This window comes from Actinopolymorpha pittospori, from assembly GCF_014873875.1.
Taxonomy (GTDB): Bacteria; Actinomycetota; Actinomycetes; order Propionibacteriales; family Actinopolymorphaceae; genus Actinopolymorpha; species Actinopolymorpha pittospori.
Genome location: NZ_JADBEM010000001.1, coordinates 1,367,553 through 1,391,703, shown reverse-complemented (window position 1 = coordinate 1,391,703; position 24,151 = coordinate 1,367,553). Strand labels below are relative to the sequence as shown.

The following is a 24,151-nucleotide window of genomic DNA, read 5'->3' as shown; positions in this document are numbered from 1 at the left end:
ACATGGCACAGAACCCCACCTTCGACACCACCACGCCGACGATTGCCCTGGTCACCGGGGCGAACAAGGGAATCGGACGCGAGATCGCGCGTCAGCTGGCCGCGCTGGGCATGACGGTGCTGCTGTCCGCGCGCGACGAGCGCCGGGGCGCGCAGGCTGCCGCCGAGCTGCGCGCCGAGGGCGGTGAGGTAATCCCGCTTGTCCTGGACGTGACCGACATGGTGAGTGTCGGTGCGGCCGCGAAGACGGTCGAGGCGCGGTTCGGCCGCCTTGACGTACTGGTCAACAACGCCGGTATCACCGGCCCCCGCTCGGAGCAGGTGCCCAGCACCGCGAACGTGGACACCGTGCGGGAGGTCTTCGAGACGAACGTCTTCGGCGTACTGACGGTGACCGGCGCATTCCTCCCGCTGTTGCTGCGCTCTGTGGCGCCCCGGGTGGTGAACGTGTCCAGTGGCGTGGGCTCCCTGACCGCGATGAGCGATCCGGACGGCCGGTTCGCCCCCATGCCCGCCTCGGTCGCATACGTCCCGTCGAAGACGGCGTTGAACGCGATGACCGTCCAGTTCGCCCGTGAGCTGCGGGGTCGGGTGTTGGTGAACGCGGCCGACCCCGGTTACTGCGCCACCGACCTGAGCGAACACAGCGGCTACCGGACCGCCGCGCAGGGCGCGGAGATCGCCGTCCGGTTGGCGACCCTGAAGGACGACGGACCCACGGGTGGGTTCTTCGACGAGGAGGGGGCGTTGGCCTGGTGAGGCGGTGTCAGACAGCCGTGTCAGGCGGCTGGCCCGCGTCCGCGTGCCGGGGCGGAGGCGTCGGACCAGGTGACGCGAAGCTTGTTGGGTGCGCCGTCGAGGCGGGACGGAACGCCACCGGGCGGTGACACGGGCACCTTCTCGACGTAGGTACCACCGAAGGCCGCGTAGAAGCTCTGGGCGGCGGTGTTCTGCTCGAGGACCCACAGGTACATCGACGGGTTGGTCGCCTGCTCGGTCACGGCCCGCGCGATCCAGGTGAGCAGGGCAGCGCCGATGCCGGACCGTTGGCGGTCACGGGTGACGTGGAGGTTGTCGAGGAGACTGCCCCACTGGTCGTCCTCGTCGAAGGCGACGTGCCCGAAGCCCACCAGTCCGGTCTCGTCCTCGGCGACGACGGTCTTGGCGTTGTCCGGGGCGGCCAGCCGTGCCGACCAGACGGCGTAGCGGTCGGAGACGACGTCGCCGTCGAGGTAGGCGTCGGTGTAGGCGCCGCGGTAGTGGCGCCGCCAGCTGTCGGCGTGCAGACGCGCGACCTGCTCGGCGTCGTCGGGTCCTGCGGTACGCAACTGTGGCGCGGTCATGCGGAGTCCCCTCGTCGCTCACGGCGGCCGGACGTCACGTCCGCCCCGCAGCATCGTAGGAGGGGTGTCCGACAGACGCCGGAGTTCGCCGACCCGGCAAGGTCGGCGAACTCCGTGCTCGAAGCTGGGGGTCAGGTGGTGGGCGGGCTCGTCAGAGCGAGTCGGGCCAGGTGCTGGCGGCCGTCCTCGGCATGGCGTGGCTCACTGAGCACGTCGTAGCGGCTGGCGACCAGTTGGGTAGTGGAGGCGAAGTCGCGTGGCCCGAAGCGATCGCAAGATGATGCGAGGCGCCGCTCAGTCCGTCCCGAGCCACCGGCGGGCTCCGTCCAGGACCATCGACAACCCGTCGTCGAACCGCGCGTCGACGTTCCTGAACACCGCTCCGCCCGGTGCCCCGACATAGCGCTCGTCCAGCTCGCCCGGCACGGGGTACACGGCCTGTTCCTCGATCGTGAACCCGACGACGAAGCTGTAGACGGTGAACAGCGCCAGCCCTGCGCGCCCCTCGTCCAGCCCGGACGCGATGCTCCGGCGCAGCGGCGGTTCCTCGGCCGGGTCCACCTCGCCGAGGAAGGTCCCGGAGAAGACTTTCGCGCCGTCGCGGTAGGCGAGCATCATCCGGCGTAGCGCGCGGGCGCGGTGCGCGACGAGGTCCCACTCCTCCAGCGGCTCGGGCGGTTCCCGGTCGGCCGCGGCGTCGGCGTACATCTGCGTCGCCATCTCGTCGAGCAGTTCCTGCTTGTTCTTCACGTGCCAGTACAGCGCCGGCGCCTTGACTCCGAGATCGGCGGCGATCAGGCGCAGGGTCAACCCGTTGAGCCCGACGTCGTTGAGCAGCTTCAGGCCGGCGCGGGCGATGTCCTGCCTGGTCAAGGCCATCTGTCGGGAGCTCCTCGGGACGCAGGGTTGACAGCTTAACGATGTTAAGGGCATCCTCGGCCGGGTTCAATTTAACAACGTTAAGGAGGGGCGGGATGAGCGAGCTGACCACGGAGGTGGTCGTCGCGGGGGCGGGACCAACCGGGCTGATGCTGGCGAACGAGCTGGCGCTGGCCGGCGCCGACGTCGTGGTGCTGGAGCGGCTGAGCGCGCGGACCGGGCTGTCGAAGGCGTTGAACCTGCAGCCGCGTACGGCGGAGGTGTTCGACCTGCGGGGACTGCTGGGAGGTGCGGAACGGCGGTCGTTCGCGACCGTCGGGGAGGGGCACTTCGCGGCGATCCCGGTGAGCTACACCAGCTGGGACACGCGGCACCCGTACCAGGTGGGCATCCCGCAGGCGGAGGTCGAGGCGGCGCTGGAGGAGCGGCTGGCCAAGCAGGGCGTGACGGTGCTCCGCGGGCACGAGCTGACCGGGTTCGCCCAGGACGCGACCGGCGTGACGGTCACCGCGGGTGGCGCGCGTGTCCGCGGCGACTACCTCGTCGGCTGCGACGGTGGGCGCAGCGCCGTACGCCGCGGCCTGGGGCTGTCGTTCGACGGGGTGGAGGGCAGGGGATACGGCGTGGTCGCGGACGTCGTCTTCTCGGTGGCGCCGTCCGGGGCGCCGACGCAGTGGCGGTCGATGCGCAACATCGTGGCGTCGCACGGCGCGGGGGTGTTCCACACTCTGATCCCGCTGGGCGAGCCGGGGCTGTACCGGCTGGGATACGGCGACCGGCTGACCCGTCCGGCCGACATGCGCGCGAAGGTGACCGACGAGGAGGTGCGCCAGGTCGTGCGCGAGCGTTACGGCGAGGACGTCGAGGTCGAGGAGATCCGCTGGGCGTCCCGGTTCGCGGATGACTCGCGGATCGCGGAGAGGTACCGGGTGGGCCGCGTTCTCCTGGCGGGCGACGCCGCCCACATCCACTTCGCGGCGGGCGGTCAGGGTCTGAACCTGGGCGTGCAGGACGCGATGAACCTGGGCTGGAAGCTGGTGTCGGCGCTGCGTGGCCGAGCGCCCGCGGGCCTGCTGGACACCTACGAATCGGAGCGCCGCCCGGTGGCGGCCCGGGTGCTGGACAACGTGGCCGCCCAGTCGGCGCTGATCCCCACGAGTGCGGAGCAACGGGCGGTGCGCGCTCTCGTCATGGAGTTGGCCGCCCTGCCGGAGGTCGAGCACCACTTGTCCGGGCTGGTCTCAGGCCTGGACGTCCGCTACCCGGCCTCCCCGGACGCCCACCCGGCGACGGGCACCCGCCTCCCGGACTTCGAGTTGGAGGACGGCTACGCGAGCGACCTGTTCCACAGAGGCGGGTTCGTCCTCCTGACGACCCGGCCCACCCCGGCGCCCCATCCCGAGGTGACGGTGGCCCTCGTCCCCCGACTGCCCTGGCCCGACCTCGCGCGGGCGTTGATCCGTCCGGACGGCTACGTGGCATCGACGACGGGATCGACGGAGGGCTGGATCGCCGCCTGAGGCGCACCCGCCGCGCGATCAGGGGAAGCGTCGTCGGCCTCAGGCGAGGGAGTCGATCCAGCGTTCGAGCCGGTCGCCTTCGCGGACCATGAGTTCGGGATCGCGGAAGGTGTTGGTGAGCAGGGAGATCCCCTGGTACGCCGCCAGCAGGGCGACCGCGAGGTCGCGGGAGTCGTCGCGGCCCATCGCCTGGAACTGCTGCTCGCTCCAGTCGATGAAGATGCGCATGACCTCGGCCGCGGTGCGGTCGAGCCCGTCCGCGCGCTTGTCCAGCTCCGAGCACAGGGTGCCGAAGGGGCAGCCGAACTGGACGGCGAGGTCGCGCTGGCGTACCCAGCCGCCGATGAGCTCCTTCAGTCGCTCCTGCGGGGTGGGCAGCTCCTCGAGCGAGGCGATCATCGCGTGGAGACCCTCGGCGTGTGCGCCGATGGCCGCCTCGATCAGTTCGTCCTTGGTCTTGAAGTAGTAGTAGACGTTCCCGACGGGCACGTTCGCGGCCCGGGCGATGTCGGCGAGGGTGGTCTTCTCGACGCCCTGCTCGTGCAGCATCCGCGCTGCTGCCGCCGCCAGCCGCTCCCGCTTGCCTCCCCGCGCGGTGGCCGGTGGGGTGGCCGGTGCACGGTCGGTTCGCTGCGAGTTAGTCACCTAACTAACTATAGACGGCGACGGTCCGACACGATAACGTCCGAGTTAGTTAGTCAACTAACTCGCGCCGTGGGATCCCGCGGCGCGAGATCTCGGTTCGATGGGAGAAGTACGTGATCGTGGTGACTGGAGCGACCGGGAACGTCGGTCGAGCGCTCGTGGCGGCACTCGTGGCCGCCGGGGAGCAGGTGACGGCGACGTCGCGAGGAATCACCGACGGGGATGTGCCCTCCGGCGTCCGGACCAGGCGGGGCGACCTCGCCGACGTGGACAGTCTCCGGCCCGTCTTCGACGGTGCCGACACGCTGTTCCTCCAAAACGGTGGCCCCAGCGCGCACCTGTTGAGCCCGAACGACATCCTCGACGCCGCGAAGACCGGTGGCGTGAAGCGGGTCGTGCTGTTGTCGTCGCAGGGGATCGCGACCCGGCCACAGTCCGCCTCCCACGGCGGCACCGGGCGGTCCATCGAGGACGCCGTCCGCCAGGGCGGGCTGGACTGGACGATCCTGCGACCCGGTGGTTTCGCCTCCAACGCCTACGCGTGGGTCGAGTCGGTACGTGCCGAGCGGACCGTCGCCGCGCCGTTCGGTGACGTCGGTCTCCCGACCATCGATCCGTCCGACATCGCCGACGTCGCCGCCGTGACCCTGCGCGAGGACGGCCACGCCGGGCAGATCTACGAGTTGACCGGGCCGGCCCTGATCACACCCCGGCAGCAGGCCGAGGCGATCGGCGCGGCGCTCGGCGAGCCGATCCGGTTCGTGGAACTGTCCCGCGACGAGGCGCGCGGACAGTTGCTGCGGTTCATGCCGGAACCGGTGGCCGAGACCACCCTCGACATCCTCGGGAACCCGACGCCGGCCGAGCAGCGGGTCAGTCCCGACGTCGAAGGGGTTCTCGGTCGTACCGCGCGCACCTTCGCCGACTGGGCGGCCCGCAACGTCGCCGCCTTCGCGTGAGGACCAGCCTCCCGTGGCGGTGACCGCTCCCGGTGCTCAGGCGCTGTTGACGGTGTAGGTCGCCTCCGGCGGGAGGGACCGTCCGAGCAGGTAGCGGACGAGTTGCAACACGGCGATGACGACGAGCGCGATCGGGATGCCGATCCAGGGTCCGCGTACGACCATTCCGACGATGGCGACGAGGGCCAGCCCGGAGACCAGGTGCAGCCAACTGCGCGCCGTCCGGATCCGCTGCCGGCGCCGGAACTGGTCGGCGCCCAGCGGCAGGCTGGCGCCGGTCAGCGCCGGCGCGGTCGGGGTCCGCGCCGGCGGCTCGGCCGGAACGACGTAGGGCACGCCCAGCAGGTGCGCGAAGGCGCGGTGTCGTTGCGTGGCCGGGCGCCTCGGGTCGGAGGCGCTCGCGGCGAGGGCGCGCTTGTCGTCGTCGCTGTCGGTGGCGTCGTCGGTGCTCGAGACCAGGACGTGCGTCTGCTCGAAGACCTCGCGGAGCGCGGCGACCTGGTCGGGGTGGTCGGCCGCCTCGGCGACCTCGCCGTTGGTACGGAAGAGCGAGACCCGGCAGTGTTCGGAGTCGACTGTCCAGACCAGGACACCACGTCGGAGCATCCGCGCGAGCAGCGGAGCGAACCGGCCGGCCGCCTGCGCGTCCAGCGGCACGGTGGTCCAGCCCTGCGCGTGTGCTGTGGCAGCACCGTCGGGCCAGCCTGGCGCGAGCGTGGTGAGGGCGTCCCGCACGCTGGTGACGTCCGCCGCGATCTGCAGGATCGTGTAGTCCATCGGCTTACCCTAGTTGAGCGATTCGTCGCGCAGCGGCGCCCAGAACGTGGCCGCGAGTGGTCGGTGGTTCACCTGCCGGTCACATGGGTATAAGGCACGGTTCCGCATCCGGACATCTCGCCGCTACCCTTCTCCTCATGGCACCGAAGGTCGTCGACTGGGACTACGTCAGTGAGCTGGGCAAGCGCATCGAACGCTCGGCCAACGACACCATGCCGAAGGCGAGCAGGCTCGCGGCCGAGGCTCAGGAAGCCATGATGAGCGCCGGCCAGGGCGGTGGGATGTTCGTCGTCGCCTCCTTCTTCTTCGGCTCCGAATACGTCGAGCAGTCCTTCAAGATCAAGCAAGAGGTGTCCGCCGAGGTCAACACCGCCGCACAGAAGACGTCCCGAAACTGGGAGGCGACCGAAGAGGTCAACACCATCAGGGGTGGCGAATGAGCAACGCCTACGACTCGATGGCCGGCGCGGTGGGGCCCGGCAAGGAGTTCGGCGACATCGCTTTCTACTCCTCCCTGGCGGCCTGCGCGGCATTCCCCGAGTTGCTGATGCCGGTTTCCGCGGCCAAGAGCGGTGTTCTGCTCGGTGCTCTGCAGCGGCTGTCCACGCAGGTGTCCAACCGCACGATGCGGACGACCCGCGTGATCCGGCTCGGGCGCTCGGAGAGCATCGTGACGCAGTTCATGCCGACCGACGCGCTGACCTCCGTGCCGATGCGGCTGTTCCTCATTCGCACCGACACCGCCGCGATGATGGACGCCTGCGCGAAGATGCACGAGGCCGCCAAGCTCGGCAGCCAGCTCTACGACGACCTGCGCGAGCACGGTGACAGCATCACCGATCAGAACTGGAAGGCCGACGACCAGGAACGGTTCGCCTCGTTGCTCACCGTGCACCGGGCCGGCATTCTCGCCACCGCCCAACTCGGATACGTCACCGCGGCGATGACCGCGGTGGTCGCGATGCTGCGGTTCATCCAGCTCATGGTCGCGATGGCGGTCATGGTGGCGTTGGCCGCGATGGCGGTAGCCTTCTGGATCGCGATGGCGATTCCCGGCGGTCAGGGTGTCGCGATGTCCATTCGCAACTTCGGGCGCCCGTTGATCAAGACCGTGCAGACCATCATCCGTGTGATGGACGAGATCATGATCAAGGTTGGTTGGGCGCACGCGGGACTCGTCGGTGTCATGGGAGTCAACGCCGCTGCCGTCGACGGATACAAGATCGACGGGGTCGAGGGCGAGGGCTGGCAGAATCTCAGCCATTCCGCGATCGACATCGTCGGAAACATGATCGAGAAGTGGAAGCGCGCGGGCATGAAGGGGATCAACGGCCTGAGCGGGTTCTAACTCACGACGCGTTGGCGGGCGACGTCGACAGGGACAGTCGACAGGGACAGGGGCGAGCGAAAGCATGGTGTCGGGCAGCTTCGATCTGGGCGATGAGCTGCGGAGCCCGGAGGAGATCTTCGCGGCGCAGCGAGAACAGCTGGAGAAGGCCGAGGAGCTGCAGCGCCGAATCGGCGCGGTCACCGGCTCCGCGACCAGCGACGACCAGCGGATCTCCGCGTCGTTCTCCGAGGCGAACGGCGTCGAGGAGCTGCGCCTGGATCCGCGGGCACTGCGGTTGGCCTCCGAGGACCTCGCCGCGGAGATCAAGCAGGTCGTCAACGCGGCCTTGGCGGATGCGCAGGGACAGATCCAGGACCTGCTCAACGACGCCCTCGGCGCCGACGGGCAGCCCTCCGCGCAGGAGATCGGTGAGCAGGCGGCGGAGCTGCAGAGCTCCCTGGACGAGTTGATGCGCGACTCCATCCGCGTCGACGGCGAACTCACCGGCATCCTCGAACAGATCCGTAAGCTCGCCGGCGAGTAAGCCGTTCGGCAACCGCCAACCAGCCCGAGCAGGCCAGCTCGGACGCACCGCGACAAGCGCCTCGTCTCGGACAACCAGGCACGGATGACCCCGCAATCATCGCGGGAGTACGCCGCCTGAGCGTAAACGCGACCGCACAGGCGTAACAGTAGACAGGAAGGCGGTCTCCGAGGCCTCTGCTGGCAGTTGGCGGAGAGGTGGCGCTGCGTGACGGTTTACGTGCTGGCGCTCGTCGCTTCGGCGTTCTTCGCGGCTGGTTCCGTCATTCAGCAACGGGCTGCCTCACACGCCCCGCCGGAGAAGGTGCTGTCGTTCACCCTGGTGATCTGGTTGGCCCGCCGCCCACTGTGGCTCTCCGGTATCGCCTTGTCCACCGTGGGCAACGTCGCGTCCGCGATCGCCCTGGGCGCCGGTAACGCCGCCCTGGTTCAGCCGCTGCAGGTGACCCGGCTGCTGTTCGCGCTGCCGCTCGCCGCCGCCTGGGTACGCCGCTCGGTACCACTGCGCGACTGGATGGGTGCCGTGGCCACCGCGGTGGGGCTGGCGATCTTCATCGTCGCCGGGCGTCCGCACCAGGGTGCGACCTCGACCGCCCCGCCGCTGGACTGGGTCATCGTCGGCGGAACGATCCTCGCGCTCGCCCTGGCCCTCGTCCTGATCGGCCGTCGACTCGACGCGATCCGTGAGGCCCCGCTGCTCGCCGCCGCCGCCGGGATCCTCTTCGGGCTGCAGGGCGCTTTGACCCACGACGCGATCGACGCGCTCGAGACCGGCGGGCTCCTCACCCTGCTCCAGACCTGGCAGGCCTACGGAGTGCTCGCGTGCGCGCTGGTGGGCATCCTGCTCACCCAGAGCGCCTTCAACCTGGCACCACTGTCGGCGTCGTTCCCGACCTTGGTCGTGGCCGAGCCGCTGGCCGCGATCGCGATCGGTGTCGGCGTCCAGGGCGGCGAACTCAACCTGTCCCCGATCACGTTCGCCGGCGCGCTCGTCGGGCTCGCCATCATGATCGCCGGCGTGTACGTACTCGCCAGCTCGCCGTTCGTCACCGGTCAGCTCGACCTGCTCGAACGGCGCCGGGAGGAGGGTCTGGCCTACCGGACGGAGGAGACGCTCGAACACGACCTGCAGGTCCTGAGCGAGGAGCTGGACCAGGTCGCGGCCGGCGGTGCACGACCAAGCTGGGCCGTGCGCAGCCACCAGCATCTGCAGCGTCACCTCGACCGGATCGACGAGGAGCTTGTCCGGCTGTCTGAGCTGCGGGCCGACATCAGTCGGCACCGGGAGGCGGAGCGGGTGAAGGAGCGGACCCGTGCGCTCACACCACAGGAACGTGAAGAGTTCGAACGCTACGACCTGGAACTGTCCGAACGCGAGCGTGAGCTCGACGCCGGCGCCCGCAGGCTGGAGCAGTGGTCGGTTCGGCTGCGGCGGCGGGTCGAGGAGCTGAGACTCGAACCAGGCGGTGAGGAGACGCCACCACGGGGCGGTGGCTGAGCGTGGGCGCCGACCCGTGAGAGGCTGAAGTGGACGGGAGGGCTGTTTGCTGTGGCGGGGTGGTAGTCAAGAGTGCTCATGAGTCGGCTGAGGTGACGGCGTGCACTTGAAGGGGTGCGCTGTGGCGACGGGTGTCTCGTGTGCGACCGCGCGTCGGCGCTACGGGCCTGGGGCCTTGCCTGTTCCCACGTACCGGCTGGGCCGGCTCATCATGGTTGGCGAGCCACTGGCCCCGGCCCGACCAGAGGTCGGGCAGGTTGTGGTGTACGCACGGGTCTCCTCGGCTGGCCAGTGCGCTGATCTGGATCGGCAGGTCGCTCGGGTCACCACGTGGGCTACCAGCCAGCGGCTCTCCGTTGACCGGGTGGTGACTGAGGTCGGCTCAGCAGCCACTGGGGCAGCGACTGGGGGTGGTTCGGGGTGAGGACGTTGCAGGCGTATCGGTTCGCCCTGGACCTGAGTCCGGGTCAGGAGCGTGCGGTTCTCGCGCATGCGGGTGCGGCCCGGGTCGCTTTCAACTGGGCGTTGGCCCGGGTGAAGGCTGTCATGGACCAGCGCGCCGCCGAGCGAACGTACGGCATCTCCGACGACCAGCTCACCGAGTCGATCTCGTGGACGCTGCCTGGGTTGCGTAAGGCGTGGAACGCCGCCAAGGGCCATGTGGCGCCGTGGTGGGCGGAGTGTTCGAAAGAGGCGTTCAACACCGGCCTGGACGCGCTGGCCCGCGCGTTGAAGAACTGGTCGGAGTCCCGCTCGGGCAAGCGGACCGGGCGCAGCGTGGGTTTCCCCCGGTTCAAGTCCCGTCGGCGCAGCACACCCTCCGTGCGGTTCACGACCGGTACGATCCGGGTCGAGCCCGGCCGTAAGCACGTGGTGCTGCCACGGCTGGGTCGGTTGAAGCTCCACGAGTCCTCCCGCAAGCTCGCCCGCCGCCTGGAGGCCGGCACCGCGCGGATCATGTCGGCGACCCTGCGCCGAGACGGGCGACGCTGGCACGTCGCCTTCACCGTGCAGGTCGAGCGGGCTGACCGTGCACCTGCCCGACCCGGCTCGGTGGTGGGCGTCGACGTCGGCATCACACACCTCGCCGTCCTGTCGACTGGAGAGGTCATACCGAACCCGCGCCACCTGTCCATGACACAGAACCGCCTTCGCAGGCTGGGCCGCGCCCTGTCGCGTAAGACCGGACCGGACCGGCGCAGCGGGCAGCGCCCCTCGCAACGGTGGCAGCGGGCCGCCGCCCGGCTCGGCCGCGCACACGCCTGTGTGAGCAATCTGCGCCGCGACGGCCTGCACAAGCTCACCACCCGGCTTGCGGCGATGCATGGCACGGTCGTGGTGGAAGACCTCAACGTCGCCGGCATGCTCGCCAACCGCAGGCTGGCCCGCCACATCGCCGACGCCGGGTTCGCCGAGTTTCGCCGCCAACTCGAATACAGGACCGCTTGGAACGGCGGCCAGCTCGTCATCGCAGACCGCTGGTACCCCTCATCAAAGACCTGCTCGGGCTGCGGCGCGGTGAAAGCCAAACTCGCCCTAGCCGAGCGGAGCTATACCTGCCAGGCGTGCGGATTCATCCTCGACCGAGACGCGAACGCCGCACGCAACCTCGCCGCCCTCGCGGCTGAGTACGACACCGCCGGGAGTGGCTCGGTGGCAGCACGTGGAGCCGACCAGAAGACCCGCCCCCGCGGGCGGGTGGCCGTGAAGCGTGAACCCGGCACGGCGCCCGCCGGTCAGACCGGGACCGTCCCACCGCAAGGCGGGACTACCAACCATGTGCATGCTAAAGCGCACTGAAAGGTAACGGTCACGTCCGTTGAGCCGTTTTTGTTTTCGCTGCCCACTGCGGTGGGCCGACATGGACGCGTACGGGCATGTCAACAATACGGAGTATTTGGCCTATCTCGAAGAGGCGCGGATCGCCCTGTTGTTCCAGGGTGCGGCAGATGCCGGCGTGACGACCCTGTTGGGCCAGGTCGTCGTTGTCCGGCACGAGATCGACTACCGCCGCCCGCTGGAGTTCCGTCCCGAGCCGATCCTGATCGACACCTGGGTCACCGGGATCCGGAACACCTCGTTCTCCCTCGGCTACGACGTCCGTGACGAGAACACCCTCTATGCCACCGCCGCCACGGTGATGGCTGCCTACGACGCGGCGGCCGAAGCGACGCGTCCGCTGTCGGAGCGGGAACGGTCCTGGCTGGAGACGCTGCGCGACGACGAAGCCTGACCGCGCGCCGACCCGACCCCTTCGAACGCCTCGGCTGGTCCGAACGCCTGGCTGTCCGTGCGCTCTCTACCACTTCCCCTTCTGGTCCGGCACGAAGTAGACGAGAGGCGTGACCAGGACGAGCATGATCGCGAAGACGAGGAAGATGTGCGTGTGCGTCGCACCCGCGTCCGTGCTTCGCGCGAGCACCGCGGTGGAGATCGACACGGCGACGATGGCGCCGGACTGGCGGAACATCCCGCGCAGCCCCGCGACGGCCGCGATGTGGTCCCGCGCCAGGCGCAGGCTCGCGTTGTTGGACGCGGGTACCGAGAAGCCCATGCCCACGCCGGTGGCCCCGGCCGCGATCGCGAGCCACACGTAGGACTCGCTGCCCGGCGGTGCGAAGGACAACCCGGCCAGGCCGGCGGCGACGATGAGGAAGCCGACGACGATCGGGATGCGGCATCCGGTACGACGCAACATCAACACGGCGAGTCCAGCGACGCAGATCATGCCGACCGCACGGGCGGTGAGGAGCGTGCCGCCCTCCAGCCCGTCCATGCCGAAGCGTTCCTCGGCGTAGAGCGGCAGCAGCGCCCCGAACCCGAGCGCAGCCGTGCCGTAGAGCAGGTTGATCAGGTTCATGATCCCGAAGCCGCGCCCGCGCAGTAGGTGCAACGGAATGAACGGCGCCGCGGCCGTGCGGGTGTGTCGGACGAAGAAGACGGCCAGCACGACGGCGACGGCCTCCGCGATCAGGAACGCGGGGTTGAGGATCCCGGTGCCGGCGTTGCCGAGGGAGGTGACGCCGTACATCGCCGTGAGGATCATGAGGGCGAACAGGGTGATGCCGCGTAGGTCGGTGCGGCCGGGAACCCTGGTGCCGGTCTCGGGAATGAGCTTCACCGCGAGCACGAACAACACGATCCCGATCGGGACGTTGATGAGGAAGATCCCGCGCCAGGACCAGTAGTTGACGAACAGGCTCCCGACGATCGGTCCGACGATTCCGCCGATCGGGAAGATGCTGGTGAACATGCCGAGCGCCCGGTCCCGGTCACGGCCGAAGTGGTCGGCGACGATGCCGGTCGCCGAGGGCATGAACGCGCCGCCGCCGAGTGCCTGCAGGGCGCGGAGCACGATCAGCAGATAGATGTTGTCGACGAGACCGCACAGCAGGGACGCGGTCACGAACAACACGATGGAGCCGAGGAAGACCCGCCGCCGGCCGTACTGGTCGCTGATCCTGCCGGCCAGGGGCAGCACCACAATCTGGCCGAGTGAGTAGATGGTGATCGTCCACCCACTCCAGTTGATCTGGGTGCCCATGTCCTGCTGGATCGCGGTCAGCGCGGTCGCGACGCTGGTCTGGTCGATCGAACCCATGAACAACGCGATCGAGACGATCGCGAAGACGAGACCACGGCGGGGCAGCGGCTCGTCGTCGTTGGTCCGCGTCTCGGTGGCGGTCGGGCCCGGGGGTGTGCCGGTGGTCGTCCCACTCGCCGCCGTGCCGTTGACCGACCTGCCGTTGGCCGCGCTCCCGTTGGGTGTGGTGCCGTTGCGGGACGGGCTTGTGGTGGTCGCCTCGGCGGTCGAGGGGTCGACGGCCGCGACGTCTGCGGCGGTGGTCTCGGTGGCGACGGCCGAGGGGTTCTCGGTCGGCGACGTCAGGACCGACCCTGGTTGTCGCCCCATATGCTTGCGCTTCCCACGCTCCCATCCGTGATGGATGGTGGAGTCAACCTGTCGCTCGAGGTGACGTTGATCCTCGGATGATGACGGCTCCGATGAGTGCACCAGCCCAGACTACATTGCTTGCCGGCAGGCAATTGAGAGGTGGAGATGGTTGACGCCGACACGGTGGCCCGGCTACGCGTCGTCATCGGGAGGCTCGCACGCGAACTCAACGCGACGGCCACTGGTGAGGGCCTGACGCCGACGCAGGCGTCGGTGCTCGGCCTGGTCTCCGGGCGCGGGCCGTTGGGCATGGCAGAACTCGCCGGGCTGGAAGGGCTGAACCCCACCATGCTGTCGCGGGTCGTCGGCCGGCTCGACGAACTCGGGCTGGTCCGGCGGCTCCCCGATCCGGCGGACGCGCGTGCGGTACGCGCGGACGCCACCCCCGAGGGTCGCGAGGTGCACGAACGCATCCGGGCCCAGCGGACCCGGGTCGTCTCCCAGTGCCTGGACCGGCTGCCGGAGGAGAGTGCGCGGACGCTGCTGCAGGCCCTGCCGGCGCTCGAACTGCTGGTCGACGAACTCAGGACGACCAAGCCGGTCCCCGACCAGCCGGGCGGCGCTCGGAAGCTCTGAACCCGCGCGGGCGGCGCTGACGTGGCGGCGCCGTGGGACGCCGCCGGACAACGTCGGGGTGAGTCTCGCCCGGAACGTCATGGACGCTGTGGCCTCTGCCCGTGAGGCGGCAGCCGAACAGGCCCGGGCCGCCTTCGCGGACCTCGGCGAGGAGCTTCCCCGCACGCCGAAGCCCGTCGACGAGGACGTGATCGCCGCGATGAGAGCCGCGTTCGCCGACCGGGGGAGGCAATAACGTGCCGTCGTTCGAGTTCGGCGGAAATCCCGAACGCCACTACCGCGAGTTCATCGACGAGGCGAAACGACTCATCGACGACCTTGTGCGGCGAGCGACCGAGTCCGGCGCCCTCCGCGGACTGATCTCAGGAACGGAGTGAACGCATGGCTGGCGGTCAACCCTCCCGCGCGGCGTTCGTAGGGCTGATGGTGTTCACGGCGTTCGTCTTCCTCGCCGGAGGAGTGTTTACCCTCACCTCCGACGCCATGCCGGCCGCCTTCGCGGTTGTGTGTTTCGTCGTCGTCGTGACCAGTGTCGCCACCGTCGCCAAGGTCCTCACCGCACCGCGCCGCCGGGAGCCGCCCGCTTCGGCCTGCTCATGCTGACCGGCGCGCTCGGTCTCCTGCTGGTCGCCCCGGCTTTCGCGGTCGACCTCGCGGTCGATCCCGCCCGGCCGCTGCTCGTCGCCTCGGCGGTGACGTTCGCGCTGGGCGTGCTCCCCGGTCTGTGGCCAACCGGCTGGAACCGGTCCCCGGGCGAGTGAGCGACGCGGCCCGGTCCGCTCAGCCGGTCGCGGAGGACAGGAGCTTGGCCAGGCTCGCGGTGAGCTGGTTCCGGAAGTGGTCGACGTCGCAGCCGAGGGCCACCTCCGCGTTCGGGCGGCGTCCCCAGGTGCCGAACCAGTCCGCGACCGTCTCACCCCGGGTGAGCGTACCGGCGATCTCGACATCGACGGTGGTGGCCCGGGTGGAGATCACCTGCGGTTCCACCAGCGCCACCGCCGCGAGCGCGTCGTGCAGGACCGCGGCATATTCGCCTCCGGTCCGTTCAGCGCTCTCACACGCGTGCCTGAGCCCGTCGAGCAGGAACTGGCACAGCGGGTGGGCGACCTCACCGGACAGCGTCGCCGCGTCCTCCTCGGAGTACTCCACACCGGCCGCGCGGATGAGCGAGGCGACGTCGGAGGTCGACAGGGACGCCTGCTGGGTGACGTCCAGGCCCACGAGGGTGAGCGGGATGGCGCCGTCGGCGTGTTCCCAGGCCTGCAGGACGATCCGCGCGGCCTCCGGATCGACGTCGATGTTGAACTCCGAGCGGGCTCCCTCGTTGCCCGGGACGGTGTAGGCGCCGCCCATGACCACCGCCGAGCGCAGCAGCCGCGGGAGTTCCGGCTCCACCAGGACGGCCGCGGCGACGTTGGTGAGCGGGCCGAGCGCGAGCAGGTTCAGCTCACCGGGATGCTGGCGGGCGAGGCGGACGATGGTCTCGACGCCGTGCGGGTCGACGGGCCCGGTGCTGTCCGCCAGTTTCGCGTAGCCGGTCCCGTGGTCGCCGTACCACCGGTTGAGCGCTCGCGCGCCGCGTAGTGGTTGCGCCGTACCGGTCGCGACGGGTGTGTCCTTGGCGCCAGCCAGGTCGAGCAGCGCGCGGATGGTGCGGGCGGCGCGTTCGACGTCCACGTTGCCGACGACGCAGGTGACCGCCAGGACGTCGACCTCGGGGCGGGCGAGCGCGTACAACAACGCGACCGCGTCGTCCACGCCCCCGTCGGTGTCGATGACGAGGCGGGTCCGGGACTGCCCGGTCCGTGTTTCATCCTCCGGCGGCGTAGTCATCACCATCTCCGCGCTCTACTGGCTCCGGCGGGCGCCACCGTGGAGGAGGACCTCCCAGGGGCTGATCAACTAGAGGCTACGAGAGGGGAAATGATCATCGTGCTACGGGCCCGGGATCGGCCTCGGGGCGGGCTTCTGGCCGTTCATCTGGCAAGGTCGGTGAGGAGCAGTTCGAGGGCGGACTCTTCTTGGACGGCTACACCGAGTGCCCGCATCGCGGGAGTGAGTTCGGGGTCCCAGCTCGCTTCGATCGCCGTGCCGGTGAGTGGACGCAGTGGTGTGCCGCGGGCGTGTGCGTTCGCGACGTGTTCCTCGTAGTCAGTGGCGGACATGCGCCATGGGCGAGCGCACAGCCTGGTGATCATACGGTTGGCCATGGCGATGCCGGGCCAGTCGAAGTCGCCGCGGTAGGCGATCCGCGCCCCGGCGGCGAGGAGGGCGTCAAGGAGGACGAGCACGACGGTGGCGGGATTTCCTGAAGTGCAGACGAGTGGGCCGGAACACTGGCTGTCGGCCGCGGCCTCGACGACTCGTGGATTCTCGCAGACGAACACCTCAGTTGAGGGTGGCAGGCGCCAGGTCATCCGGCGCAGATCACGCAGTGTTAGGTGGGTCTCGGCATGGGCGTCGGCCCGCCCGCGGAGGTGTCGTGCCCGCCAGTCGTTGCCCAGCGGTGCGAGCCCGTAGGTCAGAACTGTGCTGGACACGGCATCCGTCGACACGCCAGCGGTTTCCCACAGCTCGCGTCGGTCTCGCAGGTTCCCGGGCGGTTCCTGACCGGTGGCTCGGGCGAGGCCGCGCAGGACGATCCTGGCGAGCACGGTGTCATCATCGAGACCGTGGGTGGTGCCGGTCACCCGTTCGGCGAGTTCTGGGCGCGACAGCGACTCCTGGTGGAGGAGTATCCGGGCGAGGATGTCGGTGGCCTGGCTGAGGAGGCGGCTGGCGGCCTCGGATCCCAGGCGTCTGATCGTGCCGGTGCGCCGGAGGTCGGCGAGCCAGTCGTTCGCCCAGTCGGTCGTGGCCAGACCTGAGGTCTGCACGGCGGTGAGGGCGGCCTGCCAGGTGTGTTCGTTGGCGGTGTGGCGGGCCTGTCGCAGTGCCGGCCGATCGACGAGTGTCCCGCGTAGCGCGGTGACTACCTCGACGAGCCCGCAGTTCGCGGCGCCGTCGCGCAGCCGGACGTCGAGGTCAGGCAGGGAGATCGAGGCCGGACCTGTCGAGAACACCCGTCCGGTGAGCAGGCTGAGGGCTTGGCGTTCCTCGTCGGTGACGTCGCGAAGCTGGACGCGGCCGCGAACGGTGAGCCCGTTGCGTTGGAGTCGCTCGCGGAGAAGATCCCAGAGGGCGGCGAGTTCGGGACGGTCGAGCCATGCCCGGGTTTCTGGGTTCATACGCCGACGAGCCGGCGGCTCTTGCCGTCCCAGGTGAAGTGGACGGTCGCGACTCCCCGCGCCAAGGGGTCGCGCAGGCATTCGTAGATGTGCAGGCTGGGGACGGTGGAGAAGCACCCCCACAGTCGTTCGCTGGTGATAACGAAGTCCAGGTCGAGGCTGACCAGAAGTCCGAGAAGCCGCCCGTGGGTCGGTTCGTCGACCTTGGCGAACGCGTCGTCGAGCAGGATGAGCCGCGGCGCTGTCGGCGCCGAGCGGGCGACCGAGGCGAAGTGCGCGGCCGCTGCGGCGAACAGCACCAGGTAGGCCACGACGCGTTGCTCTCCCTGGCTCAGTGCCGTCCGGTGGCTGAGCCTGCGTTCGCTGGGGGTAGCGGTGTCGGTGACCATGACCGTGAAGGTGAACCACGACCGGTAGTCCAGTGCCACTCGCAGGTGTGTGGCGTAGCCGGCGCTCGGTTCAGCCTGCCGGGCGTCCTCGATCCGGCGGCGTAGGACGTCACGAAGCTGGGCGGACTGTTCGCGGCTACGCAGGGCCGACACGTGGTCGAGGAGTCCGACGGCGGCTTTGACGTCGGCGTCGGTGTCCTTGGGGAGTTCCCACCGCAGGCGAGCACCGATGCCGTGCGAGGAACGCACGTCCTCGAGCGTGTCGTTCATCGTGTGGAGGAGGTTACGTGCCGCGAGGAGTTGGCGGGCGAGGTGGTCGCCGAGTTCCCCGAGCAGATAGCGTTCGAACACTTCCTGCTCGCGAGTCGACAGGCGGAGCCGCGCCTCGTCGGCCGCGGCCTGGATGCGTTGGCCGACGACGGCGACGTCGTGGGCTCCGGTGTCGTCGTGCAGGGCGAAGCGCTTGATCCCGTCGACCTCGCTTACCTCCGCGTCGTAGCCGCCGGAGAGTCCGTCGCGCATGCGTTCGCCGTGGCCGAGGATCGTGGAGTCGCTGACGTCGTGGCGGGTGGGTCCCAGCCTGGATTCAACGGCGTCGGTGAGGTCGCCGAGGGCCTTGACCCTGCTGCGCACACTGCCGTCCTGGCTTTCGTCGAAGGCCGCGACCTCTGTTTCCAGGCCGCCGAGGTTGGCCGCTGCCGTCAACCCGGGCAGGCCCAGTGGACGGCGGAGTCTGCCGCTGCCTGCCAGAACGGCTTGTTCTTTCTCTGCCAGCGCCGCGAGTGCCTGGTCGCGTTCCTGTTCGGCGCGTATCCGGTCGTCGTGAACGACGGACAATGTGTGCCGTGCGGCCGGCAACGAGCGGGTCGCCTCGGTGAGGCGTGCGGCGGCGGCCGCCTCTTGGGCGAGGATCTCCTGCTCGCTGGCCCCGATGGCGGTTTCGAGGGTGTGGAGTTCCTGCCGGGCTGTGTCGAGGTCGCGCCGCGCCTCGTCGTACTCCGACTCCGCTTTCTCACGCTTCTGCCGTGCCTGCGCCCAGGACGTCCGGTTTGCCTGGTGGGTGCCCAGTCGAACGACGATCCGCCCAGCCGAGCTGTCGAACCTGCGCAGCGCGTCGAGTAGTCGCCCAAGGTCACCGAGGGTCTGGACGAGAAGGTCCCGGCCGAAGGGCAGCCCGTCCGCGGTCGCGTGAGCCTGTGCTCTGCTTCGCAGGGAGACGGCTGCAGACCAGGCCGTCTCAGCGTCCCGGGTCGCGGTCGAGAGTGCGGCGGCGAGGCGTCCCGTCTCCTCGACGGCGGCGTCGTAAGCGGCCCACGCGGTGGCCAGGTTCTGGCCGTTCGGGATGTCGCGGAGGGCCCCACGCAGCCGGTCGCGGCCGCGTTCGACCTCCTCGCGGGCCGCGGCCTGCTCGGCGAGGCTGGCCCGCAGGTCCTCGATCCGGGTGGTGAGCTCGGCGATCCGGCGTTCGCGGGTGGCGGCCCGGACAGAGGCGCCGATGTACTCGGCTCGGTCCTTGTGGTGAGCGCCGCGCAGGGCACCGAGCTGCCACCGTCCGCCGGTGGATATCCAGCTGGGTGCCGATGTGGACTCGCCCAAGCCGATGCATCGCAAGAGGTGGTGGAGTGCTGGCCCGCTGACCCCGTGTCCGGGCACGGGGCGCAACGCGGCGGCCAGGTGTGGCCCGGGCACGGGCTGATCGGGGTGCACCAGTATCTCGTGGGTGTCGGGTGCGAGGACGGTGCCATCGGCGCAGACCCACGCGTTCAGCAGGCCGCTCGCTTCCAGCGCCGCCTCCATACCTGGCCGATCCTGCTCGGGAAACGTCTCGTCGAAGTCGAGGAGCAGGAACAACGGTGCGCCGGTGTTCGGGTCGCGGACCGCCCCGGAGTAGGCCGAGCGTGGAGGTTCCGGGTCATGGTCGCGCTCCCAGCGCGACCTTTCCGCTCGGGCGGTGTCGAGGTCTGTGCGGATCGCGCCTTCCCGTGCGAGGATCTCGTCTCGCCGCTCGTCGTAGGACCCCAGGATGGGCGCGGCGATCTCGTGCCCGGTGTCGGCGATCCGCTCGGCGGCGCCGCGGTCGAGGGCGCGCTCCTCCAGCGGGAGCTCGTTGTCGTCGGGGAGTGTGACAAGCGCCGTGACGCGAGTGGGGTCGGGCAGCCGCCGCGCCCAGCTGGTGACGTCGGCGGCGTAGGTGTCGGAGGCCTCAACCACCGCGGCACTCCGTGCGGTTTGGCGGGTCCTTGCTTCGCCGACCTCGGCGTCCAGGCGCTCGGCGTGCTCACGCAGCAGGCCCGCTCGCGCGTCGGCCTCGGCGAGCTTGCCCAGGTCGGCGAGCAGTTGGGTGGCCGACCGGCGGCGAGCGGTGGTGACCGTCGCCGCCTCGGACAGGGCGGCTCGCCAGCCCTGCACGGCGTCGGGGAGCCCGTCGTCCAACGTGTGGGCGGCGGGTCGGACGATTTCGTGTGAGCTGCCGGCGTCGTCAGTGAGCACCACGGTGGCCGCTGCCACGAGGGTGGAGGTACGGCTGGCCGGGAGTTCGGCCACGAGTGCCTCGTCGAGCCCGCAGGCACGGGCGAGCCGGCGGCCGTCGCGGACGCCGGTGCGCAGGTCGGTCAGTTCGGCACCGATCTGTTCCGACTCCTCGCGGAGCCGTTGCGCCGCAGACTCCTCAGCCGACCTGGCGATGGTCGCGGTCGTCCACCTCGAGCCTGCCGTGGCCTCGACCGCCGCGACCAGCCGGCGGCGGTCGCGCAGGTCGCCCAAGGCGCGGTAGGCAGCGCTGTCGCGAAGGGCGCGGAGTTCGGTGTCGGCGTCGTCTCGGAGCTGGTCGAGCTCGCTGGCCTGCCGCTGTGCGGTCCGCTCCTTCTCGGTCAGCTCACTCAACACTCGTTCGGCGGTGCCGGCGGCGCGTCGCTTCTCTCGTAGGTCGCCCAACGCATCCCGCACCGAACCGACCCGCGCCCGCAGGACGCCGCGAAGATACCCGCGGTAGCTGGTGAGGAACGTCGTGAGTGCGGCGTTGGTCTGCTCCAGCCGGCCGAGTTCCTCGCGTACGGAGTCGAGGTCGTCGAGGTTGTGGGCGACCTTGTCGAGGACGTCGTCGTCCAAAGGTGGCAGCGCCTCGCCCAGGACGGTCACCAGCTCGCCTGACTCGATCTTGTCGCCGATGGTTGGTCGGCGGAGGTTGTAGAGCAGGTGGATCAGGTTGCGGTAGCGGGCGAGGTCGGTGAGACCGAAGAGTTCCCGGGCAACCCTGGCCCGGTAGTCAGTGGCTCGTTCGTAGCAGTGGGCGGGACCGACGAGGTCGCGCAGCTGTTCCAGCGACGGCCGGCGGCGCGGGTCGGGCAGCGGCAGCTCTTCGCCGACCTCGAGTGAGGTGACGAAGTATGTCGTCCTGGCCTCGCCGGTGGAGGTCGACGCCTTGACCGCGGCGCCGAGTGTGAGCCGCTCTGTGCCGCCTTCTGGTGTGGTGCGTACGAACTCGAGCCAGAGGTAGCCGAGCCGGTTGGTGCCGCCGCTCCAGCCGCTCAGCATCAGCCATTTCAGGGTCGTCTTGGCGCCGCCTGCCGCGTCGAGCCGGCGGCTGTCCCCGTCGAGCAGGAACGGCAGCAGCATTTCCAGGGCCTTGGACTTCCCGGCGCCGTTCTTGCCCCGCAGGAGCAGCCGGCCGTCGCCGAAGAGAAACTGCTCGTCGTACTGCCAGACCTGGTGGATCCCAGCTCTGGCCAGTCGGTATCGGTGCGGATCACGTGCCTGGACGGGCAGCGGAGCGGCGGTCATCGGTGTCCCTCGGGCGCGTAGCGGGCGGCCGCGGCCAGCAGCACCCAGCCGGACGGGCCCTGGGCGGCTAAGCGCATGGCACGCAGTCGGTCGAGTACGGCGTGGCGGAGCTGGTCAGGATGGTCGAGGAGTTCCTTAGCGAACGCCTTGCCGTGCCGTTCGACCAGTTGATCGAGAAGCTCGCCGATCAGGTCGTCAGGAACCGGCACCGAGACAGTGGGCTCAGCTGGACGCAGGCTCGTCACGAGCCGCTCCAGAAGCAGCAGTGCCAGCCAGCCGATCGTGCCGGCGGCAGGGAAGTCGAGGTCGGTCAGCTCCTCGGCGTGGTCGAACAGCGCCACACCCTCGGCGCGGATCTCGGTGTCGAGGCCGAGAGCCTCTTCGAAGATTCGCTGCTCGCGGCGTTGGTTGCGGCGGAGCCAGTCGCGTTCGTCGTCGGTGAGGTCGTCGACGTATACGACGGGCGTCTCGACGAGACGCCGACGCACGCTGTGACGCGCGCCCCCGGGGCCGGGGTCGGCGGCACGGGCGATGAGGTCGGGTGCGGAGGTCGCCTGCCCGACCGGGCCACTGATCATCCGACGGGCGATCTCGCGGTCGATGGTGAGCAGCGCCTCGGCGCGTTCGTCCCCAACATAGGATTCCATCGACCCTTCGTCCTCGCTGAGGATTCCCCACGCGGTGAGCTGCTTGAGGGCGGCGACCAGCGCACGTTTTTCCACGGCCCTGTTGACGTCGCCGAGGTCGATGCCCGCTTCGGCCGCGGCTGCCCGGATGTGGGTGAGCAACTCTGAGAACAACAACTGCTCCGGCGCGGTGGTCAACGCCGATAACGCGAGTGCGAGGTAGGCGTAGGTGCGCGGCGTGAACGGCGATCCGGACGTGCGGGTGAGGTGGTGGCCGGCGTCGCGGTCGAGGCCCGCCTTGTGCAGTCGGGCGAATCCGGCCTCGACCACGAGGCGGTAGCCGAGGAGCTGGCGGAACTGTGCGACGAGGTCGTCGGCGTGCCGGCGTACCAACGGGAACTCCTCGGGATGGCTCGTCCGAGTTACCAGCGGGTACTTCAGCAGGAGCCGGGCGGCGATCCTGCGTTCGGCGGCCAGTTCGGTGGCGAAGTCGGTCATCCGGTGGCCTCCCGGCTGTGCGCGATAGCGTGGACCGCGACGTCGAGTTCGTCGAGTATCAGGTCACCGTCGGCGCTGCGGATCACCGTCCTGGCTTCGGGCGTGCGCGTCAGGCGCAGCCGCAGGTCGAGGTCGTCGTCGCTGGCGAGCGCCTCCTCGAAGCCCGGCGGTGCGACTGCGAGGCAGCGCGCGAGCATGTCGAGCAGGAGCCGGCCCGCGGCGCCGGACAGGCGTACGTCGCCCCATCGGCGTGCGGCGGCACGCAGCTCGGCGGCCGCGGCGTGCTGGCGCGCTGCCTCGGCTTCGGCTTCCTTACGGAGAAGTTCACGTTGGCCGGTGTAGTCCTCAGCGCCCGCGGTGCGGCCACGTGGTGCGCGCGAACCCCTCTCGCGGAGGGCCACTGGCACCGCCACCGTCGGGCCGGTCCACCAGCTTGTCGTCGCGGACACCTCATGGTCGGGGTGGGGCGCTATGCCGAGATGGCGGGCGCCGTAGAGCCCGAAGGCCGCGACGTGCAGGTCGTGGGCGGTGGCATCATCAGCGGCGTCGAACCACTGGGCGAGCTTGAGCAGGTCCCGGCGGCGAGACAGCTCGCCGGTCGACGAGCGGATCATTCGTTTGGCGTTGGCCAGCAACGCCTGAAGGGCGCGTAGGGTGGCTTCGCGCAGCTGGTCGACCTGGCTGCCCTGGCCGGTCTCGTCGAAGAACCATGCACGTAGCCCGTTCCAGTCATCGAGCTCGCGTCCGCGGCTGCGCTGCACGGCGATTGCACCGTCCCCCGCCTGCAGGCGTTGCAGCCCCTGGTCGTGGTCGTCGATTCGTTTCAGGATGTCAGGCAGACGGGGAGTCAGCTCCTGGAGGCTGCGCTGGATCCGCGGCGCGAAGTGCGCGACATCGTCGGTGATCGTCTCGGCGTAGTCGAGGAGGAGTTCCTTGAAGCCGCTGAACTCGGCTGAGTCGAGGTCGTAGCGGAAGATCACCTGCCCGAGGTAGGCGTAGAAGTCACGCACTGATTCGGCGAACTGGCCGAACTGCGCGAACAGCGAGGAGATCTCCTCCAGCGCCGCCTGTGGTTCGGGGCCACCAGGAGTGCCGTTGGCCTGAGCGGCGAGTTCGTCGAGCCCGCGCGCGACGAGCGCGAGGAGTTCGCGGCTGACCTCACGTACGGCGTCGGCTGTGGACAGGATCTCCTCGGCCTGTCGCTGGACGTGCTCGCCCAGTGGGGAGAGTTGGTAGCGAGAACGTGCGCGGTGGTAGTCGCGGATACTGGTCGCCTTCACCGGGCGGGAGCTGGGCAGCAGATTGCCCCACTCCTTGAGCTGTTCGAGTCTGGCCGCTACCGACTCGGGGGTGAGCGGGGCTCCGTCGAGGTGGGGCAGGCGGTCGGCGACGTCGTGAGCGGACAGGTCCGCGAGGAGGGTTGCCGCGAACACTCGCATGATCTGCAGATAGACCAGCCGGCTCCCGGGGTCGGGCACGGTCAGGTAGGTGTATGCCGCGAGCCGGTCGAGGTCGGCTGGCGCGGTCGACTCCGTCCCTTCCACGGGCCAAACGGTACGCGTACATGCCGACAGGAGGCGTCGCAGCGCCGACGCGCCGGCTCGGGA

At 69.8% G+C, this 24,151-nt stretch carries 25 protein-coding genes; 15 read left to right on the top strand and 10 right to left on the bottom strand.

Annotated features, from left to right (window positions below):
• Positions 1-2: 2 nt before the first annotated feature.
• A complete protein-coding gene (locus HEB94_RS06565; protein WP_192749079.1) occupies positions 3-758 on the top strand; it encodes an SDR family oxidoreductase in 756 nt (251 codons plus the stop codon).
• A 20-nt stretch (positions 759-778) separates the two neighbouring features.
• On the opposite strand, the gene HEB94_RS06560 is transcribed toward HEB94_RS06565, so the two are convergent.
• Complete coding sequence (locus tag HEB94_RS06560; RefSeq protein WP_192749078.1) at positions 779-1,342, bottom strand: GNAT family N-acetyltransferase; 564 nt, start codon at positions 1,340-1,342, stop codon at positions 779-781.
• Between the two features lie 294 nt (positions 1,343-1,636).
• The gene (locus HEB94_RS06555; protein ID WP_192749077.1) at positions 1,637-2,221 is read right to left on the bottom strand and encodes a TetR/AcrR family transcriptional regulator C-terminal domain-containing protein; all 585 of its coding nucleotides are present in this window, start codon (positions 2,219-2,221) and stop codon (positions 1,637-1,639) included.
• A 95-nt stretch (positions 2,222-2,316) separates the two neighbouring features.
• Here HEB94_RS06555 and HEB94_RS06550 point away from each other — a divergent pair, with 95 nt between their 5' ends.
• Entirely contained in the window at positions 2,317-3,741 is a 1,425-nt protein-coding gene (locus HEB94_RS06550) for an FAD-dependent monooxygenase (protein WP_192749076.1), read from the top strand.
• Between the two features lie 39 nt (positions 3,742-3,780).
• Here the strand turns inward: HEB94_RS06550 and HEB94_RS06545 are convergent, their stop codons facing one another.
• Positions 3,781-4,386, bottom strand: coding sequence for a TetR/AcrR family transcriptional regulator (locus HEB94_RS06545; protein WP_337917493.1), 606 nt, complete (start codon positions 4,384-4,386; stop codon positions 3,781-3,783).
• 113 nt (positions 4,387-4,499) lie between these two features.
• Between HEB94_RS06545 and HEB94_RS06540 the strand changes: the two genes are divergently transcribed.
• Complete coding sequence (locus HEB94_RS06540; protein WP_192749075.1) at positions 4,500-5,345, top strand: NAD(P)H-binding protein; 846 nt, start codon at positions 4,500-4,502, stop codon at positions 5,343-5,345.
• A gap of 36 nt (positions 5,346-5,381) precedes the next feature.
• Here the strand turns inward: HEB94_RS06540 and HEB94_RS06535 are convergent, their stop codons facing one another.
• Positions 5,382-6,122 (bottom strand): aliphatic sulfonate ABC transporter substrate-binding protein, encoded by a 741-nt coding sequence (locus tag HEB94_RS06535; RefSeq protein WP_192749074.1) that lies wholly within the window; start codon positions 6,120-6,122, stop codon positions 5,382-5,384.
• Positions 6,123-6,259: 137 nt separating this feature from the next.
• Between HEB94_RS06535 and HEB94_RS06530 the strand changes: the two genes are divergently transcribed.
• The 7 genes from HEB94_RS06530 (at position 6,260) to HEB94_RS06500 (ending at position 11,726) form a co-directional block, all read left to right on the top strand.
• Positions 6,260-6,562, top strand: a complete 303-nt coding sequence (locus HEB94_RS06530) for a hypothetical protein (RefSeq protein ID WP_192749073.1) — start codon at positions 6,260-6,262, stop codon at positions 6,560-6,562.
• Positions 6,559-7,470, top strand: coding sequence for a hypothetical protein (locus HEB94_RS06525; RefSeq protein WP_192749072.1), 912 nt, complete (start codon positions 6,559-6,561; stop codon positions 7,468-7,470). Before HEB94_RS06530 ends, HEB94_RS06525 begins: the two co-directional genes overlap by 4 nt.
• Before the next feature lie 64 nt (positions 7,471-7,534).
• Positions 7,535-7,996 carry a YbaB/EbfC family nucleoid-associated protein gene (locus HEB94_RS06520; RefSeq protein WP_192749071.1) on the top strand — a complete coding sequence of 154 codons (462 nt, stop codon included), beginning with the start codon at positions 7,535-7,537 and terminating at the stop codon, positions 7,994-7,996.
• Positions 7,997-8,203: 207 nt separating this feature from the next.
• Complete coding sequence (locus tag HEB94_RS06515; protein WP_192749070.1) at positions 8,204-9,493, top strand: DMT family transporter; 1,290 nt, start codon at positions 8,204-8,206, stop codon at positions 9,491-9,493.
• Between the two features lie 211 nt (positions 9,494-9,704).
• Positions 9,705-9,917: a recombinase family protein gene (locus HEB94_RS54390; protein ID WP_420481581.1), complete on the top strand. Its 213-nt coding sequence runs from the start codon at positions 9,705-9,707 to the stop codon at positions 9,915-9,917.
• Positions 9,914-11,293, top strand: coding sequence for an IS607 family element RNA-guided endonuclease TnpB (gene tnpB, locus HEB94_RS06505; protein WP_192749069.1), 1,380 nt, complete (start codon positions 9,914-9,916; stop codon positions 11,291-11,293). The genes HEB94_RS54390 and tnpB overlap by 4 nt, the downstream gene beginning before the upstream one ends.
• Before the next feature lie 19 nt (positions 11,294-11,312).
• Positions 11,313-11,726, top strand: coding sequence for an acyl-CoA thioesterase (locus HEB94_RS06500; protein WP_192749068.1), 414 nt, complete (start codon positions 11,313-11,315; stop codon positions 11,724-11,726).
• Between the two features lie 66 nt (positions 11,727-11,792).
• Here HEB94_RS06500 and HEB94_RS06495 read toward each other — a convergent pair whose 3' ends face one another.
• Positions 11,793-13,406 carry an MFS transporter gene (locus HEB94_RS06495; protein WP_202896177.1) on the bottom strand — a complete coding sequence of 538 codons (1,614 nt, stop codon included), beginning with the start codon at positions 13,404-13,406 and terminating at the stop codon, positions 11,793-11,795.
• 147 nt (positions 13,407-13,553) lie between these two features.
• On the opposite strand from HEB94_RS06495, the gene HEB94_RS06490 reads away from it, so the two are divergent.
• Genes HEB94_RS06490 through HEB94_RS06470 form a run of 5 tightly spaced genes read left to right on the top strand, consistent with a single transcriptional unit; the run spans position 13,554 to position 14,785 of the window.
• A complete protein-coding gene (locus HEB94_RS06490) occupies positions 13,554-14,024 on the top strand; it encodes a MarR family winged helix-turn-helix transcriptional regulator (RefSeq protein WP_192749067.1) in 471 nt (156 codons plus the stop codon).
• Between the two features lie 58 nt (positions 14,025-14,082).
• Positions 14,083-14,259 carry a hypothetical protein gene (locus tag HEB94_RS06485; RefSeq protein WP_192749066.1) on the top strand — a complete coding sequence of 59 codons (177 nt, stop codon included), beginning with the start codon at positions 14,083-14,085 and terminating at the stop codon, positions 14,257-14,259.
• 1 nt (position 14,260) lies between these two features.
• The gene (locus tag HEB94_RS06480) at positions 14,261-14,401 is read left to right on the top strand and encodes a hypothetical protein (RefSeq protein ID WP_192749065.1); all 141 of its coding nucleotides are present in this window, start codon (positions 14,261-14,263) and stop codon (positions 14,399-14,401) included.
• A 4-nt stretch (positions 14,402-14,405) separates the two neighbouring features.
• Positions 14,406-14,627 carry a hypothetical protein gene (locus HEB94_RS06475; RefSeq protein ID WP_192749064.1) on the top strand — a complete coding sequence of 74 codons (222 nt, stop codon included), beginning with the start codon at positions 14,406-14,408 and terminating at the stop codon, positions 14,625-14,627.
• Positions 14,621-14,785, top strand: coding sequence for a hypothetical protein (locus HEB94_RS06470; RefSeq protein ID WP_192749063.1), 165 nt, complete (start codon positions 14,621-14,623; stop codon positions 14,783-14,785). Before HEB94_RS06475 ends, HEB94_RS06470 begins: the two co-directional genes overlap by 7 nt.
• A gap of 19 nt (positions 14,786-14,804) precedes the next feature.
• Here the strand turns inward: HEB94_RS06470 and HEB94_RS06465 are convergent, their stop codons facing one another.
• The 5 genes from HEB94_RS06465 to HEB94_RS06445 form a co-directional block, all read right to left on the bottom strand.
• Positions 14,805-15,857: a nucleoside hydrolase gene (locus HEB94_RS06465; protein WP_192749062.1), complete on the bottom strand. Its 1,053-nt coding sequence runs from the start codon at positions 15,855-15,857 to the stop codon at positions 14,805-14,807.
• Between the two features lie 143 nt (positions 15,858-16,000).
• Entirely contained in the window at positions 16,001-17,251 is a 1,251-nt protein-coding gene (locus HEB94_RS06460; protein WP_192749061.1) for a TIGR02679 family protein, read from the bottom strand.
• Positions 17,248-21,420, bottom strand: coding sequence for a TIGR02680 family protein (locus tag HEB94_RS06455; RefSeq protein ID WP_192749060.1), 4,173 nt, complete (start codon positions 21,418-21,420; stop codon positions 17,248-17,250). Before HEB94_RS06455 ends, HEB94_RS06460 begins: the two co-directional genes overlap by 4 nt.
• The gene (locus HEB94_RS06450; RefSeq protein ID WP_192749059.1) at positions 21,417-22,544 is read right to left on the bottom strand and encodes a TIGR02678 family protein; all 1,128 of its coding nucleotides are present in this window, start codon (positions 22,542-22,544) and stop codon (positions 21,417-21,419) included. Before HEB94_RS06450 ends, HEB94_RS06455 begins: the two co-directional genes overlap by 4 nt.
• Entirely contained in the window at positions 22,541-24,088 is a 1,548-nt protein-coding gene (locus tag HEB94_RS06445) for a TIGR02677 family protein (RefSeq protein ID WP_202896176.1), read from the bottom strand. Before HEB94_RS06445 ends, HEB94_RS06450 begins: the two co-directional genes overlap by 4 nt.
• Between the last annotated feature and the right edge of the window lie 63 nt (positions 24,089-24,151).

Excerpts from the sequence above, each read along its gene's own strand:
- HEB94_RS06565 (WP_192749079.1), top strand. The coding sequence starts at position 3 with ATGGCACAGAACCCCACCTTCGACACCACCACGCCGACGATTGCCCTG.
- HEB94_RS06560 (WP_192749078.1), bottom strand. The coding sequence starts at position 1,342 with ATGACCGCGCCACAGTTGCGTACCGCAGGACCCGACGACGCCGAGCAG.
- HEB94_RS06555 (WP_192749077.1), bottom strand. The coding sequence starts at position 2,221 with ATGGCCTTGACCAGGCAGGACATCGCCCGCGCCGGCCTGAAGCTGCTC.
- HEB94_RS06550 (WP_192749076.1), top strand. The coding sequence starts at position 2,317 with ATGAGCGAGCTGACCACGGAGGTGGTCGTCGCGGGGGCGGGACCAACC.
- HEB94_RS06535 (WP_192749074.1), bottom strand. The coding sequence starts at position 6,122 with ATGGACTACACGATCCTGCAGATCGCGGCGGACGTCACCAGCGTGCGG.
- HEB94_RS06530 (WP_192749073.1), top strand. The coding sequence starts at position 6,260 with ATGGCACCGAAGGTCGTCGACTGGGACTACGTCAGTGAGCTGGGCAAG.
- HEB94_RS06525 (WP_192749072.1), top strand. The coding sequence starts at position 6,559 with ATGAGCAACGCCTACGACTCGATGGCCGGCGCGGTGGGGCCCGGCAAG.
- HEB94_RS06520 (WP_192749071.1), top strand. The coding sequence starts at position 7,535 with ATGGTGTCGGGCAGCTTCGATCTGGGCGATGAGCTGCGGAGCCCGGAG.
- HEB94_RS54390 (WP_420481581.1), top strand. The coding sequence starts at position 9,705 with ATGGTTGGCGAGCCACTGGCCCCGGCCCGACCAGAGGTCGGGCAGGTT.
- HEB94_RS06495 (WP_202896177.1), bottom strand. The coding sequence starts at position 13,406 with ATGGGGCGACAACCAGGGTCGGTCCTGACGTCGCCGACCGAGAACCCC.
- HEB94_RS06490 (WP_192749067.1), top strand. The coding sequence starts at position 13,554 with ATGGTTGACGCCGACACGGTGGCCCGGCTACGCGTCGTCATCGGGAGG.
- HEB94_RS06475 (WP_192749064.1), top strand. The coding sequence starts at position 14,406 with ATGGCTGGCGGTCAACCCTCCCGCGCGGCGTTCGTAGGGCTGATGGTG.
- HEB94_RS06470 (WP_192749063.1), top strand. The coding sequence starts at position 14,621 with ATGCTGACCGGCGCGCTCGGTCTCCTGCTGGTCGCCCCGGCTTTCGCG.
- HEB94_RS06465 (WP_192749062.1), bottom strand. The coding sequence starts at position 15,857 with ATGACTACGCCGCCGGAGGATGAAACACGGACCGGGCAGTCCCGGACC.
- HEB94_RS06460 (WP_192749061.1), bottom strand. The coding sequence starts at position 17,251 with ATGAACCCAGAAACCCGGGCATGGCTCGACCGTCCCGAACTCGCCGCC.
- HEB94_RS06455 (WP_192749060.1), bottom strand. The coding sequence starts at position 21,420 with ATGACCGCCGCTCCGCTGCCCGTCCAGGCACGTGATCCGCACCGATAC.
- HEB94_RS06450 (WP_192749059.1), bottom strand. The coding sequence starts at position 22,544 with ATGACCGACTTCGCCACCGAACTGGCCGCCGAACGCAGGATCGCCGCC.